The organism is Haloarcula pellucida, assembly GCF_014647235.1.
GTDB classification, from domain to species: Archaea; Halobacteriota; Halobacteria; order Halobacteriales; family Haloarculaceae; genus Haloarcula; species Haloarcula pellucida.
In genome coordinates, this window is record NZ_BMOU01000008.1 from 14,435 (window position 1) to 27,398 (window position 12,964).

20 protein-coding genes are annotated in these 12,964 nt (G+C 64.3%); all 20 read right to left on the bottom strand.

Annotated features, from left to right (window positions below):
• Positions 1-2 precede the first annotated feature (2 nt).
• Positions 3-2,291, bottom strand: coding sequence for a hypothetical protein (locus IEY28_RS20115; RefSeq protein WP_189002031.1), 2,289 nt, complete (start codon positions 2,289-2,291; stop codon positions 3-5).
• 31 nt (positions 2,292-2,322) lie between these two features.
• On the bottom strand, positions 2,323-3,924 hold the full coding sequence (locus IEY28_RS20120; protein ID WP_189002033.1) for a phage terminase large subunit family protein: 1,602 nt from the start codon (positions 3,922-3,924) through the stop codon (positions 2,323-2,325).
• Positions 3,925-3,931: 7 nt separating this feature from the next.
• Positions 3,932-4,519, bottom strand: a complete 588-nt coding sequence (locus tag IEY28_RS20125) for a hypothetical protein (RefSeq protein ID WP_189002035.1) — start codon at positions 4,517-4,519, stop codon at positions 3,932-3,934.
• Between the two features lie 39 nt (positions 4,520-4,558).
• Positions 4,559-4,831, bottom strand: a complete 273-nt coding sequence (locus IEY28_RS20130) for a hypothetical protein (protein WP_189002037.1) — start codon at positions 4,829-4,831, stop codon at positions 4,559-4,561.
• Positions 4,821-5,060 carry a hypothetical protein gene (locus IEY28_RS20135; protein WP_189002039.1) on the bottom strand — a complete coding sequence of 80 codons (240 nt, stop codon included), beginning with the start codon at positions 5,058-5,060 and terminating at the stop codon, positions 4,821-4,823. Before IEY28_RS20135 ends, IEY28_RS20130 begins: the two co-directional genes overlap by 11 nt.
• Positions 5,061-5,062: 2 nt before the next feature.
• Entirely contained in the window at positions 5,063-5,263 is a 201-nt protein-coding gene (locus IEY28_RS20140; RefSeq protein WP_189002041.1) for a hypothetical protein, read from the bottom strand.
• A 19-nt stretch (positions 5,264-5,282) separates the two neighbouring features.
• A complete protein-coding gene (locus tag IEY28_RS20145; RefSeq protein ID WP_189002043.1) occupies positions 5,283-5,540 on the bottom strand; it encodes a DUF7557 family protein in 258 nt (85 codons plus the stop codon).
• Positions 5,537-5,785: a hypothetical protein gene (locus IEY28_RS20150; protein WP_189002045.1), complete on the bottom strand. Its 249-nt coding sequence runs from the start codon at positions 5,783-5,785 to the stop codon at positions 5,537-5,539. The genes IEY28_RS20145 and IEY28_RS20150 overlap by 4 nt, the downstream gene beginning before the upstream one ends.
• Positions 5,786-5,906: 121 nt before the next feature.
• Positions 5,907-6,041, bottom strand: a complete 135-nt coding sequence (locus IEY28_RS20820) for a hypothetical protein (RefSeq protein WP_268239462.1) — start codon at positions 6,039-6,041, stop codon at positions 5,907-5,909.
• Positions 6,042-6,047: 6 nt separating this feature from the next.
• Positions 6,048-7,460 (bottom strand): hypothetical protein, encoded by a 1,413-nt coding sequence (locus IEY28_RS20155; RefSeq protein WP_189002047.1) that lies wholly within the window; start codon positions 7,458-7,460, stop codon positions 6,048-6,050.
• Positions 7,453-7,629 carry a hypothetical protein gene (locus IEY28_RS20160; protein WP_189002049.1) on the bottom strand — a complete coding sequence of 59 codons (177 nt, stop codon included), beginning with the start codon at positions 7,627-7,629 and terminating at the stop codon, positions 7,453-7,455. The genes IEY28_RS20155 and IEY28_RS20160 overlap by 8 nt, the downstream gene beginning before the upstream one ends.
• Positions 7,629-7,898, bottom strand: a complete 270-nt coding sequence (locus tag IEY28_RS20165; RefSeq protein ID WP_189002051.1) for a hypothetical protein — start codon at positions 7,896-7,898, stop codon at positions 7,629-7,631. The genes IEY28_RS20160 and IEY28_RS20165 overlap by 1 nt, the downstream gene beginning before the upstream one ends.
• A 2-nt stretch (positions 7,899-7,900) precedes the next feature.
• Complete coding sequence (locus IEY28_RS20170; RefSeq protein WP_189002053.1) at positions 7,901-8,215, bottom strand: hypothetical protein; 315 nt, start codon at positions 8,213-8,215, stop codon at positions 7,901-7,903.
• A 211-nt stretch (positions 8,216-8,426) separates the two neighbouring features.
• On the bottom strand, positions 8,427-8,795 hold the full coding sequence (locus tag IEY28_RS20175) for a hypothetical protein (RefSeq protein WP_189002054.1): 369 nt from the start codon (positions 8,793-8,795) through the stop codon (positions 8,427-8,429).
• A 6-nt stretch (positions 8,796-8,801) separates the two neighbouring features.
• On the bottom strand, positions 8,802-9,368 hold the full coding sequence (locus tag IEY28_RS20180; protein WP_189002056.1) for a hypothetical protein: 567 nt from the start codon (positions 9,366-9,368) through the stop codon (positions 8,802-8,804).
• A gap of 164 nt (positions 9,369-9,532) precedes the next feature.
• Positions 9,533-9,769 (bottom strand): MarR family transcriptional regulator, encoded by a 237-nt coding sequence (locus tag IEY28_RS20185; RefSeq protein ID WP_189002057.1) that lies wholly within the window; start codon positions 9,767-9,769, stop codon positions 9,533-9,535.
• On the bottom strand, positions 9,766-10,494 hold the full coding sequence (locus IEY28_RS20190; RefSeq protein WP_189002058.1) for a ParB/RepB/Spo0J family partition protein: 729 nt from the start codon (positions 10,492-10,494) through the stop codon (positions 9,766-9,768). Before IEY28_RS20190 ends, IEY28_RS20185 begins: the two co-directional genes overlap by 4 nt.
• On the bottom strand, positions 10,491-10,757 hold the full coding sequence (locus IEY28_RS20195) for a hypothetical protein (protein ID WP_189002059.1): 267 nt from the start codon (positions 10,755-10,757) through the stop codon (positions 10,491-10,493). The genes IEY28_RS20190 and IEY28_RS20195 overlap by 4 nt, the downstream gene beginning before the upstream one ends.
• Complete coding sequence (locus IEY28_RS20200) at positions 10,750-11,145, bottom strand: hypothetical protein (RefSeq protein ID WP_189002060.1); 396 nt, start codon at positions 11,143-11,145, stop codon at positions 10,750-10,752. The genes IEY28_RS20195 and IEY28_RS20200 overlap by 8 nt, the downstream gene beginning before the upstream one ends.
• A gap of 47 nt (positions 11,146-11,192) precedes the next feature.
• A complete protein-coding gene (locus IEY28_RS20205) occupies positions 11,193-12,263 on the bottom strand; it encodes a hypothetical protein (RefSeq protein ID WP_189002061.1) in 1,071 nt (356 codons plus the stop codon).
• Positions 12,264-12,964: the final 701 nt, after the last annotated feature.

The following is a 12,964-nucleotide window of genomic DNA, read 5'->3' on the forward strand; positions in this document are numbered from 1 at the left end:
GCTCAGTCGAAGTGTTCGACGTAGGTGTCGCGCTCGCCCCAGTGGACCGACCACTCCGAGCCGTCGAACTCGGGGTAGTTCTGCTCACGCTTCTGAGCGACGAGTTGCTTCAGCTCATCCAGCGGCCGCGGTGTGCCACCATACTTCGGATTCGTCTCTCGGAGGAGCTCCCAACAGGCGTCAGTCTTGTCGTTGTCAGCTGGCCCAATCCACTTGAACACGCGATCGTCGGTGTTGCCCTGGCGCTCGTAACCGAGCTCACGGGCCTTGTTGAGCGTGTTCGTGAGTTGGACCTCGAGGACGTCGGCGGCCTGCTGCTCGGATATCTTGAAGCGGTCGGCGAAGTCGGTGATGAGCGAGCGTCGCGACCAACCCTGTGGCTGGTCTAGCTTCTCCTTGAAGAACCGCTTCACTGCGCCGCCCGTGACGTTCGGCGCATCGTACTCGCCGTAGTAGATCGCCCCGGAGTCGAGCGCTTCTTCGATGAGCTCCTGTAAGAACTGCGGCATGTCCTCGTCGACGGTCCATGCCTCCTGCCGGGACTGCTGGGCAATGTCCGACTCGTCACCCCAGACCAGGTGTCGCTGCAACTCCTCGAGATGGCGGACGGCATCGTCGGTGACGTCGCCGCCGTTCTGTTCGGGGTTGGGAGGTGGCGCGTCGACGTCGAGAGTTGGACCGTCGTCGTCATCCGGACCGCCACTGCCCGGCTGGGGGTCTGGGTCTGGGTCGGGCTCAACGACGCCGTCGGTGTCCTGGATCTCCATGCGCCCGTCCTCGATGGCGTAGGAGATGCCGTTCTGTTCGGCGAGCGCGACAGCCTGGACGGTCTCCTTGACGGGCGTCTCTTCGTCGGGCCCTTCGGGCGGGACGAATCGAATCTCCCAGTCGTCGAAGCCCAGCGAGTCCATCAGCTTTCGCAGCGGCCCCTCCATGAGGTCCTGATGGGTCGTCGCCTTGTCCCGGTCGTTGATGGTCAGCTGCAGCCCCTCGTTGTTGAGGCCGCCGGCGTCCTCAAGCTCGGAGTCCTGGGCGTCGACCAGGCCGTAGCGCGACCGGATGTCTGACTTGTAGTCCTGTTTCAGCTGGTCGGACTGGCCGAGGATCTCGTCCGACATCAGGTCCAGTACCTGTGCGGTGTCGGACGACGAGTCCGCTCCAGGAGGTACCTCGTTGTAGAGGAAGCCCTGTGCGTATGGATCCTCGTCCTTCTCGTCCTGGGCCTGTGCGAGTTGTTTCTCGACAGCCGACTTGTTCGACGTGTGCAGGATGACGATGCGGCCGGGATAGCGGTTCGTGTTCTGCTGGTCGTAGTAGCCGCCGGCGTAGAGGTCCATCCAGTGGAGGATGGCTTGCTTGAGCCACAGAGAGTCCAGCGGCGACAGGGCGTCCTTGCCGCCGAGACGGGGTTCGAAGGCGGCGTAGTCGACGATCTCATCACCGAAGTAGACCTTTACAGGATCGGTGTCGCCGACCTTCTCGACCTCGGCGTAATGGACCTCGCGAAGCTCACAGCCATGCTCGTCGCAGCGACCGGGCTCGCGTTGCATCGTCTCGGTCCGGTCCTCGCAGACGGGACACGCCCACCACCAGTTGCCGATGCGGCCGTGTTCGTTGACGACGGGCTTGATCCGCTTCGGGTCACCCCGTACTAGTTCGAGTGGGTTCTCGTGGACTTCGCCGCTCTCGACGACGGTCTCGCCACCGATCTCGACCGATGGCTTGTCCCAGTACGTGTACGATTTCTTGACGACGTGCAGCCAGATCCCGAGACGTCCGGCGTCGCGGGCGAGGAACTTGTAGAGTTGGCGGAGCGACTGTCCCTCGCGGTTGACCTCGCGGAAGAACTGTTTGGCACGAGTGCGCTGCTTCGGCGACGGTTCGTGAAGATCGGTCGAGTCGCAGTGCTCGCAGACGTCGACCTCCTCGTCGAACTCGGCGCCGCACTCAGAACACTGTCTGGTAAATCGAGGCGTCAGCAGCGGGAACTTGTTGCGGTAGAGCTCGCCGGCGCGCTTCGCGTTGGCCTTCGAGATCTCCATGCCGTGCAGACCGATCGCCTCGAGGGCGACCGACCCGACAGACGACATGTACTCGTTGGCCCGCTTGATGACGCCGCCGTCTTCCTCTTCATCGCTGACGGGGTCGGGCGTCGTCGAGTCTGGCTCCGGATCTGTCCGGGCGTTCAGGTTGGACAGTGCAGACTCTCGGGCCAGGTTCTCGTCGTACGGGAGAACAAACACGGCACCATCGCCGTCTGGATCGTCGATCTGAAGACCGTTCGCGCTCATCGGTCACCCTCGAAGTTGTTGCGTGTCATGGTTAGAAGAGGTCGTTGAGGTCGTGGTCCGAACTGCTGATGCCGCCGCCGATGTTGACGTTCCGGAGTGCGATCTCGATTGCGTCGAGCCGGTCGTCGTGGGCAGCGGTCGGGAAGCCACACCACTCCTTGGCGATGAAGTTCTGCCAGTCGGCCATCGCCGAGTCGAGGATGCGGACCTTGGCCTGTTCGAAGCGCGTCGACATGTCGATGATCCGCTGGGCCTTCTCGCCCGAGGAGTCCGACCGCTCCACGCGAAGCCCGGCGTCCTTGGCAGCCTCGACGAACCAGCGCTGGTTCTTGTTGCCCTCGATCAAGATTGTGTTCACCTCCTGGTTGAACTCGTGGCCGACCGCGGCCAGCTTGTTCGACAGCCAAGTCACGGCCTGTTTCTGCGAGATGCCGCGCTTGCGCTGGAGGTCGACCAGGTAGGCCACGTCGTTAACTGGATCCTCGGCGATGGTCGCGACGGCGAAGTAGTCCGTGTCGTTGCGGGCCGCCTTCTCCGGGTCGTCTTCGGCGGCGACGTCGACGCCGGCGTAGAACCGCAGCGACCGCTCGGGCAGCTCGTCGACGAAGGTGAGCATGTCCTCCGAGAGGATCTGGCCCTCGAGGGCGCCGGGGTCGTTCTGGTTCTCCCGCTGCCAGATGAGCGTCCCCTCGTCGGCGCCGAACCCGACGACCATGTCCTTGATGAGCGACTCGATGGGCGCCCACTCTGGCCAGAGCACGTCGACGTCCTGCTCGACGTTGACGGCAGCGACCGTCTCCTTTTCGGCGTCGATCTTCGACGTCTCGTTGGCGGCGTACCACTGCTCCTCGCCGGTGTCCTGGTGCGTGGTCTTGAGTTCGTACTCGCCGTTCTCGATGACCGACCAGCCATCGTCGCTGATGGCCTGCTCGACGCGCGTGTCCCACCCGATGGAGTTGATGAGTTCCGAGTAGAGGTCCTCGCGGTGCTTGCGCGTCCCGAGGACGAGGAACACCGAGTTGCCCTGCCGACTGTCGAGGTTGAGGAAGTCCTGGAACTTCTTCCAGGCGACCTGTCGGCGGTGCTCGGTCCGCTGGGTGTCGTACTCGACGACGTCGTCGAAGATCAGCAGGTCGTAGTGCCCGCCGGTGACACCAGTCTTGAACCCGGCGGCCTGGATGGTGGGCTCCTCGTAGGTGGCCTCGCGCTCGAGCTGGAGTTGCGTCTCGTTGTTCGTGACGACGCGCCGGCCGAACTGCGGGGCAAGGCGCTCGACGTGCTCGGCGATCTCGCTGAGCTTGTCAGCCGCCTTGTCCGCGTTGATCGACATCAGCAGGACGCGGATGTTGGGGTCCCGCAGCGCGGCCCACGTCGGGATGACGACCGTGCCGGCCTCGGTCTTGCCGTGCTCGCGGGGCATCAGCCGCGCGAGGTGGCGGTGGGCCTCCGGGTAGTCGTCGGACATCGCCCGGTAGACGGCGCCGTAGATCTCGCGGAGGTGTTCCGGTGGCGCGAGGTCGAAGTCGAAGCAGCGAATCGACGCCGGCAGTGGGTGGGCGAGTGGCTGCTCGCGGACGAGATGCTCGAGCGTCTCCCGTTGCTCGGCGTCGATCGTTGCGGTCCCGGTGCTCATGGATCAGTCAGTTGCCGCCGGTGAGTTGGTCCAGGACGTCTTGCGTCTCGTCGTCGAGTTCGGTCTCGACTTTCGCGTCGACGGCCACCTCGGCGTCGACGGCGACCTCCTGCTGGTCCGTGTTGTCGACGATGTTGAACTCCGAGAGGAGTTGTCGGCCCTCGCGAACCATCGCCGGGTCGTTCGCGTGCTCGCCGACGAGGATCATCCGCGTCGCGACGTGTCGGAGGATACTCGTCGCCTCGTCCGGGTCGGCGAGCTTCTCGGCGACCTCGTCGTAGACGTCGCTCTGCCGCTCCGACAACTTGCTCTTGAAGTACTCCGACGTGGCGCCGTCCTTGAAGTTCGGGTTGGACTGGCCCCACTGCTCGCCAGTGACGGGATGGTTCCGGCACGGGCCGACGTCGCGATCGGTCCCCCAACCGGCGCGCTGCAGGCAGTAGTCGACGTCGTCACGCTCGCGACCGTGCTCGGTCGGCGTCGTTCGGTCGGACTTCGTCGCGCCGCAGATGGGGTAGCGCTTCTCCGGATGGAGTGGCTGGCCGGCGTCATCACGCGGCGGCTCTTCGGAGAACTCGTAGTCGTCGTTCGTCATGAGTGGGGTGTATAATCTGAGTGTGTCATCCGTCGTCGGTCAGCGGCGCGGGCCTGATCTGGACGGCGCCGGCGGGCCGGAGCGACGGACGCCGTCCGGTGTCTTCGGCGAGTCGACGTCGCGGCCGTGTTCATCACCGAGATGGCACTTCTTGCATCGCTTCCGCCGGTTCGATGGATGGCCGTTGTTCGGGTCGCCGTCGCGATGGTGGACATCGGCGCGCTCGACGTCGTCGAAAGACTGGCCGCAGCGAGGGCAGCGGTCGCCGGCGCGCTCGTCCCACGTTCGCTTGCGGTCTTGGTCACGTCCCATCGGTGTCGATCTCGGCGATGAACTCGGTCGTGTCGACCAGTCGTCTCGTGACGGTGACGGCGTCGTCCTCGAGGACGGCGATGTCGCGTATCACGATACCGTCGCTGACGAGTGTCTCCGTGTGGTGGACGCAGTACTGCTCGTCACCGTCGGCGTCCTCGATCGTCTTGAGGAACCACTCGTCGCCCCACTTCGTTCGGGCGAACTCTCGAAGGCGTGCCTTGCTCATGGTCAGTACTGCGTGAGGAGTTCGTGCGTGCAGTCGGGGCAGAGCGTGACGAGGTCGCCCGGCTCGTAGCCCTCTTGCCGTAGTTGGTCGCCGTGCGGTGTCGAGTCGTACCAGTCCTCGTTGAACTCTGCCGTGAGGGCGGGCCGCCCAGACCGGAACCCGTCGTGGTCACAGAACCCGTCGCACTCGTAGTGGTAGGTCATGGATGAACACAATCTGATGTCATCGGCGCGTTGCGTTGGCGAGCGCCTGCTCGACGGCCGTTTCGGTCAGCGTCTGGATGTCCGAGAGATGAGCCTCGGTCAGGACGTCGTCGGGGACCTGACCACAATCTGCATTCACGTCGGCGTCCTGCGTTTCCAGCGCTTCGAGCGCGTCGGCCAGACGGTTCTCGAACTCGTCCCACGTCTCGTCCTCGCGCTTGAGGTCCTCGTGACGCGCTTTGGTCTCGGCGTCGACAGTGATGCTCTTGCGGCTCATGGTCGGACAGGTTCGAACTCTGAGGAGAGGATCCACTCGCGTTCTGCCGTGCGGTCCTCGATCAAAACGTGGATCTCGGGATCGGGGACGAACCGCTGGAGCGTCGTCGCGACGACGGAGTCGCGCGGGCCCGGCAGTGCGGGTTGCGAATCATCGCGAGCAGCGTGTCGGTACAGCCACGCTTCGTCGACGGCCTCGACGAGTCGGTGGGCGGCGTCAGCGGCGCGGCGGATCTTATCGGTCATCGGTGGAGATAGCCCTGGTGTCGGCGTGGAAACCCGCAGTCGGGACACTTGCGACGGTCGTGGTGGTAGGTTTCCTCGCTGTTGCCGCAGTTGTAGCAGCGCCACTGGGAGATGAGTATCATCAGTCGAAGTGGTAGAACGCGGCGCCGTCGTGGCGGTGAATCGTCGCCCCGTCCAACTGCAGTGGTCCGGCCTTCGGGACCGACTGCGGAGAGACACGGACGGCGTCCTTACCACAGCTGGGGCAGTTGCTCATGGATCACTACCCATCATAGTCCCTCGTGTCGATCGGGAAGATGGCAGTGATACCGTCGTCGCTGACGCCGAACGTAGTCGCGACGTCCTGGTGACGGCGGCCAGTCGTTCCGTGTGATGTCCGACCACCGAGTCGTTCGACGAACTCGCCGGCGGGCTTCGGACTGCCGGTGCAGATCACGGGTGGGCCGTCCCACGGGATGCGACCGGAGATGTGATGATGGCCCATCGCGGCCACGTCGAAATCGTGGTCCATCAGCGTCCCACGCCACTCGTTTTGCCGCGCCGACGTCTCGGCCTGGGGGCGACGGTCCTGGCCATGGCGCAGGTGACCGAGGACCTCACCGCCGCGCATGCCGAAGTTGCGGTACGCCTTCGCCTCGCCGATCAGAAACTGCACGTTCTCGAGCGTGTCGTCGTCGGAGTACTCGCGGATGGCGGCGACGGCGTTGCGGATGTGCTTGTAGAGGATGAGGTCGGCGTTGGCCTGCCGGGACGTCCCCGACGCCCGGTGCTGGCCGTGGTTGCCGACCTGGCAGACGACCTGCAGCGTCGGGAACCGCTCGGCGAACGCCTTGATCTGCCGGAGGAGTGGCGCGACGAGGATGTCGTGTTGCTCGTCCAGCCACGCGTCGAGGTGCTCGAACTGCCCCTCGTAGATGCCTTCGTTGGTGATGAAGTCGCCACCCCAGAGCAGGTGGCCAGCGTCGTAGAACGAGCCGTGCTTGTCCGCCAGCGAGAGGGAGCGCTCGGTGATGTGGTCGATGACCGCCGGGATCATGTCGGTCTCGTAGACGACCTCGCCGTCGTCGCGACGGATGCGGTCGCCGGCGTGGAGGTCCGTCAGGTGCGTGACCCAGTCCTCGTTGCCAGCGTAGGCGTCGAGGGACGACGTCGGCCACTCCAGCTGTGCGAAGTCGTGGACGAGCTCGTCGTGGCGCTTCTGCCACCACTTGTTGGCCTTCCGGGTTCGTGTCTGCTTGTGCTCGCTGCTCCGGAGGTGGTCCTGATCGGGACCGTGGTAGTTGCCGGCGTCGTCGCCGTCGAGGGACCAGCCCTTCTCGGCGATGACGTCCAGGTGCGCCCTGACCACGCGTTCGTCGACGCCGAGGTCTTCGGCGAGGGCGGCGATGGACGACGGGAGCGAGCGGTAGATGTACGCCTCGCGTTCCGACAGTTCCTCACGCTCGTCGTCGTCTGCAGCTTCGTCGACGACGTCGGCACCGGCCCGCGTCCAGACGTTCTCGCTCTGGTTGTACTCGAGTTCGATGCCGTGGTGGTCCTCTAGACGATTGCGGTACCCTTCGACCGTCGTCTCGGCCACACCCATCGCCTCGGCGGCGTCTGGGGTCGACGCCGGGAGCAGGTCGACGAACTCCCGTAGCCGTGGGGCTTCGTCAGGGTCAGGTAGGTCACTCATGTTCGAGTCGCTTGCGTTCGGTCAGGTATCTGTGGAAGAACTCGACGCCCTCTATCCAGCCCGCGGAGAACGCCTCGTCCGGCGCCGCGTCGGCCTGGTCGCGAGCCGCGTCTAGGGCCTCGTCGAGGTCGCGGTCGGTGTAGAGGTTCTCGTTGGTGGGGCCGGGCATCACTCACTCTCGTCTGTGCCGTCGTTGCTGTCGTCGGAGTCGTTGTCGGTGATCTCCTGGGCGTCCTCGACGGCGGATTGCATGGCCCGCTGGCCGAACACGGCGTAGCCGCTCGCCAGCAGTATCGCGAGCATCGCGACCTGCCAGAGCATATCGAGTGACTGCCCGAGGATCTGAGCGCGCCCCCACACGAGGAGGACCCCGACGATGACGATCGTCCCGACGGCCTCGCCGAGCGAGGGCGGTTTGGGGGGCTTGGCCTGGTCCATGTTCATGGGTCGTCGTTGTCGTCAGACTGCTGGGCGCTCACTTCCGCGAGGGCCTGGAGGAGGGCCGCGTAGTCGCCGATCTCGATACCGTTGTAGAGCATCAGCAACGCCAGCCCAAGCGATCCGACCAGCGTCGGATCGGCCCCCAGACTGAGTGCGTACAGCGTGATCGCGACAGTGCCGAGGTTGACGACCGTGGCACGCAGGATTTTGAAGGCCTTGAGCATCCGGAAGTCACCGCCTTCCTGCAGTGCGGCCACGTAGTCGTCGACTAGCGCGTCCGGACAGTACCATGGCCGCGGGTTTATCGTACTCATGGGACATTCATGTCAGATCGTCGTGCCATCGGCAGGCACCGAGCGATGAGGTTGTCTGTACGCCATTTGTGAGGTCCCCGGTCACGCGTGACCGTGCTGTCGGCTGGTGCCGAAACGGGGTGTGGTGGTATGGAAAGAGCTGGGGGTGGGGTTTGGTAGATGTAGAACGAGACAGCCATCCCTCGCCTGCTGCCACGTGGCAGTCAGCGGGTCATCGGGAGCCGTCGCTACGAGGATCCGTCGCGATGAACTCGCGGATGTCCTCGATCTGCTCCGACGTCCAGCGCCCCGAGTCTCGTGCCGCCTCCGTGTTGATGCTGATCGGGTAGCCCGTCACGACTTCTCCGACGTTGACGTCGACGACGAGACGGTAGGTGACGCCGCCGAACGTCGCTCGGAACCAGACGGTGCCGGGGTCTGCCTTCGTGACAGCGCCGTCAGTGATACACGTCGCAACGATCTCGTCGTCCAGATGCCGGGGCGGCCGGTCGTCCTCGTAGCGGTCGTGAAAGCGCTGCGTGAAGTGGAAGGTCGGTCGGTACGCCGACGGCTCTCGGGGCGGGTTGTCGGCGGTGGCCATGTGTCGTCACTCAGTGAGCGCAGCTGTCTTCCCGCCAGCAGCGTCGGCGCTCGTCGACGGCGTGGTCTGCAGGGCACGGGCGAACGCCACGGCGAAGATCTGGGACTCCTTGCCCTGCGTGTCCCGACGGCCGACTTTCAGTTTCGACAGTTCGGTGCAGAAGCGACGTTTGCTCAGCGACAGCGGCGTGTGGTCGCGGATGTAGGCGTGCAGGTTGACGGCGAACGCCTTCATCTTCTCCCACGGCAGCTGGTGGTGGCCGGGTTGCGTGTCGCTCCCGCAGTTCTCACAGAAGCAGGTGCCGAACCGGCGCGTGTTGTCCCACGGGCAGTACTCCTGGGACCCGAGGTCCGTCCGCTCGTACCACTCGTTCGTCGTCATCTCGAGGTCGGGCACGTCCAGTTCCGTGCCACTCGTCCGCCGGAGGACGTTCGAGTACTCGGGGCCGACGTCTCGGACCCGGGCGAAACAGTGGCTGCACACCTCACTGTTGTACCAGATGTACTCCTCGAACGCCTCGATTCCGTCACGGTCCTGCTGGTCGAGGTCGAAGCGGTCTGTTGATACGTTCATCTATGGGAAAAGACGGCCCACGCGGGCGGTCTGTTGGCGAACACCAGAAGTGCTCAGTCTGTGTGCACGTATGCGCGCCAGCAGTGATGAACGATTATCTACCAGCAGTAATACCGGTTCTTTCGAGCTAACCAACACCGGCGAAGTCATGCGGGTTGTGTTGGTTAGCCGGTGCGCTGATAGAGCTCCTGTCGTGCGTCGCTGGGGTTGGGCCGCGACGTGATCAGGCCGGCCGCCTCCAGGCGGTCGACGGCGTAGCGGGTAGTCCGATCACACAGCCACGACTCGTCCCGGATCTCCTGCTGAGTCCGGGGCTCATCTTCCTCGAGGACCTTGTACACAAGCTTCGCGCTCGGCGGGAGGTCCTCCAACACGTCGTCGATCGCGGCGGACTCGGTCATGCTGGTGTCGAGTGCTCCTGTCGGTCGGAGAGGTAGCGGTCGTCGATGTCCAATGCGTTCACCTGCGGACCCCAGCGCTCGCGAAGCCGGGGGAGTGCGACCCGCCCCTCGTCCAGACTGTAACTGCCGTCGAGGTGGTGTGCGGCGAACCGCTGGGCTGCGTCCCAGTCGTCGATGTGGATGACGTGCGCCCGGATGCGGTCGAGGCCAGCGATGTGACTGGCCCATACACGCTTGTGGCCGTTGACGATCTCGTAGCCGTCGTCGACGTCACGAACGACTGGGATGGGGCGCGGGTAGCCTCGCTGTCGTATGCCGTCGACGAACGCCCGGTTGGCCTCAACGTCGAAGTTGCGCGAGTGGTACGGCGCCGCGTCGATGGCGTCTAGAGCGACGGTCGTCGGGTCGACCGTGCCGACGCGCTCGAGACGGGACTGCGGGAACGCGTAGTAGGAGACGTCGTCGGCATCCAGCTGCGCGAGTTCGAGATGCTGGTAGCCGGCATACTTCGGCCGACAGTGTCGAAGCGTGTCGCGATAGACGACGATCGCGACGGTCTCGTCGGCCGGGTAGTTGGGGTTGTCCCGCGCGACCGTCGTGTCGTTGCTCTGGACGTACCAGTCTTTGCTCGCGACCGGCGGTGTGTTCACGACGACGGCTTCGTCGGTGGCGGCTTGCTCGCGGTCGATGACGACGTCGCCGGGGCTGAGTGAGCGTTCCGTCATCGCTGTCCCTCCGTGCCGACGTAGGCCTCGATCTCTTCGAGCGAGATGCGTCGCTTGACCCGATGGCCGCGGTTGAAGTAGGCGTGCCCCTCGCCCAGACTGCCGAGCTTCGACCGGATGCGCTCGGGACCTGGCACCCGCCCGACGCGGTCTTGCTCGCGGCGGATCACGTTCTCGATCGTCAGCGTCCAGGTGCAGTGTTCGCACGACTCGCCGATGCGCTCGACGACGCGATCGGCGTCGGTTAGTGAACACTCACTCATCTGTGGCCTCCCTATCGTCGATGTGGCGCGCTGCTTGCTCGATCAACTCTGTCGTCGGGTGTTCCTGTTCGTTCTCGTGGCCGATGAGTTCGCGCAGATCAGCGTCGAGCGTCCGGGTGAGTCGCTTGCGACCGTCGCGGTCTCGCCAGACGATCAGGTCGCCGGCGTTCACGGCGGCGCGGATGCTGTCGTCGACGTCGTCGCGCTTGTAGTCGCCAGTCCCGATCGGGTCACCGACGAGGACCTTGTAGACCGCGCGCGGCAGACAGTCGGGTAACTGCGGATCGCCGGAGTTGTGCTCGACCACCGACAGGACGCGGTCGTATCGTCCTTCGGCGTCGCCGCCGGCGTCGTCTCCCTCGCTGTTGGACCGATGGTTAGTCGCCACTAACCAACACCCCCGCTGATTCGGTCGGTGTGTTGGTTAGTCCCAGATCAGTCATCCGCGGCACCCTCCTGTTGCGGGCTGCTACCAGCACTGTACGAGGTGACGTCCGCGACCACGCCGATTTTGTCACGGTCGAGGCCGGTCTCCTCGTCTATCCAGTCCAGTATCGACTGGTCTACCTTCGAGACGTCCACGCGGAGAAGCAGTTTCGGTGACTGCGTCCCCACGCTGTGCTTGCCGTATTCAAAGCCCGGTTCGTCAGCTGCGGCCTCCATCAGATCGTAGGCGTACTGGTGCGAGGGGCCTGCCTTCGCCCACTTCTCGAAGAGCTCGATGACGTCTGTGTACGTGAATCCGCTCTGGCGTTCGCCGTTGTCGATCGCTTCTCTGACGGCCCACCGTCGAAGAAGAATCAGTCGTTCTGCCTTGTCGAGGTCGGCCCACAGCGTCTCTTCTTCGCGTGCCCACTCGGTGATGTACATGCCGTCGGTGTGGGGATGCTCGCCGGCGTTCAATTGCTCGAGGACGGGGTCGCGGTAGCGGTCGTAGGTTTCTTCGTCGTCAGATCCCGCAGCGGATGCGATAGCCGACTCGAGTGCGGCCTCGGGGAACATCCGGAGATCGCCCGGTCCGTCGCCGTCACAGATCTCGTCGGCGGCGTCAGCGACGACCATCGGATCCGGCCTGCTACCACTCGTGGTAGCACTCTTGGTTTCCGTTGAAAGAGTGTTTTCAACAGATTCGTCAGTGCTACCAGGATCCGCGCTCGTTGAAGCGACGTTTTCAACAGAACCGTCGGTGCTACCAGTGGTGGTAGCAGTGCCGACGAGGCGCTCCACGTCGTTTAGGAGGCGGCGAGCGGCGCCGCCGTCGACGTACGTATCCAGCGCAGCGGCCAGGAGACGGCCGTACGACGCCGCATCGTGTTTGTCGGCAAACTTCTTGAACCGCTCTTTGAGGTCCGCACGCACGCGGTGCGTGACGAGCTTCGTGTTCCCACCCTGGTAGCGGTCGGTGATGATAGCGTCCGTTGAAGAAGAAAGCGTAGAGAGGTCCGTATGGGCCTCAAGGAGATCCTGCGCTTCGGTCAAGAGACCCTCGTCGTCGAGGAACTCCATCATGGCCGATTCGGCCTCGACGCGGAGGTAGAGCGACTGGTCGGCGTGTTTCTCGGCGACGTGTTCGACGAACCGTTCCCAGGATTTTCGGGGAACGCGCCATCCGAGCTGGACACGATCCGTCATCGGCGACCACCTCGGCTTTCAACAGGAGTTGGCAGTGCTACCACATGGCTGGTAGCAGTTGCATGTGGTGTGTTGTGTGTTGTGTCACTAGTGTGGTAGCGGTAGTAGGGGGTTGTTGAAGACATCTTAGCAAACAGAGAAGTCTTCACACCCACCTTATCCCCGCTACGTCCGGCGGTTTCGGTGATTCCGGAGGTTCGTTGGCTGGAGGGGGGACACTCCTGCACCCTTTCTTCTTCAACAGAATCGTCGGTGCTACCACAGCTGGTAGCGTTGAATCGGCGTCGGATGCTCGGGGTTGCTGGTCGGCTCGTCCTGTGCGACTCGGTCGAACGGTGCGTATCCTGCATTCTCGTAGTGTCACGCCTGCAGCGGCGCCCGAGGGCGCCGTGGCTCGTGATAGCGCGGTCGCTCCCGAGGCCCGGGCTGACGACCAAACGCTTAAGCCATCCGCGAAGCAACCCAGTTGTACGGGCTCCGCGTCGGGGATCGACCGGCCAAGTCTTTTCCCCGTCGCGGAGCGGGTTACTCCGCAGTTGAGTTCTGAGTTGCTTCTGTCCTACTTGCTTCCACGC

Bases quoted from the DNA above. Each gene is read 5' to 3' on its own strand.
- IEY28_RS20180 (WP_189002056.1), bottom strand. From the start codon at position 9,368: ATGAACGTATCAACAGACCGCTTCGACCTCGACCAGCAGGACCGTGAC.
- IEY28_RS20820 (WP_268239462.1), bottom strand. From the start codon at position 6,041: ATGAGCAACTGCCCCAGCTGTGGTAAGGACGCCGTCCGTGTCTCTCCG.
- IEY28_RS20115 (WP_189002031.1), bottom strand. From the start codon at position 2,291: ATGAGCGCGAACGGTCTTCAGATCGACGATCCAGACGGCGATGGTGCC.
- IEY28_RS20160 (WP_189002049.1), bottom strand. From the start codon at position 7,629: ATGCCCGGCCCCACCAACGAGAACCTCTACACCGACCGCGACCTCGAC.
- IEY28_RS20135 (WP_189002039.1), bottom strand. From the start codon at position 5,060: ATGAGCAAGGCACGCCTTCGAGAGTTCGCCCGAACGAAGTGGGGCGAC.
- IEY28_RS20165 (WP_189002051.1), bottom strand. From the start codon at position 7,898: ATGGACCAGGCCAAGCCCCCCAAACCGCCCTCGCTCGGCGAGGCCGTC.
- IEY28_RS20120 (WP_189002033.1), bottom strand. From the start codon at position 3,924: ATGAGCACCGGGACCGCAACGATCGACGCCGAGCAACGGGAGACGCTC.
- IEY28_RS20175 (WP_189002054.1), bottom strand. From the start codon at position 8,795: ATGGCCACCGCCGACAACCCGCCCCGAGAGCCGTCGGCGTACCGACCG.
- IEY28_RS20150 (WP_189002045.1), bottom strand. From the start codon at position 5,785: ATGACCGATAAGATCCGCCGCGCCGCTGACGCCGCCCACCGACTCGTC.
- IEY28_RS20185 (WP_189002057.1), bottom strand. From the start codon at position 9,769: ATGACCGAGTCCGCCGCGATCGACGACGTGTTGGAGGACCTCCCGCCG.
- IEY28_RS20190 (WP_189002058.1), bottom strand. From the start codon at position 10,494: ATGACGGAACGCTCACTCAGCCCCGGCGACGTCGTCATCGACCGCGAG.
- IEY28_RS20195 (WP_189002059.1), bottom strand. From the start codon at position 10,757: ATGAGTGAGTGTTCACTAACCGACGCCGATCGCGTCGTCGAGCGCATC.
- IEY28_RS20170 (WP_189002053.1), bottom strand. From the start codon at position 8,215: ATGAGTACGATAAACCCGCGGCCATGGTACTGTCCGGACGCGCTAGTC.
- IEY28_RS20125 (WP_189002035.1), bottom strand. From the start codon at position 4,519: ATGACGAACGACGACTACGAGTTCTCCGAAGAGCCGCCGCGTGATGAC.
- IEY28_RS20130 (WP_189002037.1), bottom strand. From the start codon at position 4,831: ATGGGACGTGACCAAGACCGCAAGCGAACGTGGGACGAGCGCGCCGGC.
- IEY28_RS20145 (WP_189002043.1), bottom strand. From the start codon at position 5,540: ATGAGCCGCAAGAGCATCACTGTCGACGCCGAGACCAAAGCGCGTCAC.
- IEY28_RS20155 (WP_189002047.1), bottom strand. From the start codon at position 7,460: ATGAGTGACCTACCTGACCCTGACGAAGCCCCACGGCTACGGGAGTTC.
- IEY28_RS20140 (WP_189002041.1), bottom strand. From the start codon at position 5,263: ATGACCTACCACTACGAGTGCGACGGGTTCTGTGACCACGACGGGTTC.
- IEY28_RS20205 (WP_189002061.1), bottom strand. From the start codon at position 12,263: ATGGAGTTCCTCGACGACGAGGGTCTCTTGACCGAAGCGCAGGATCTC.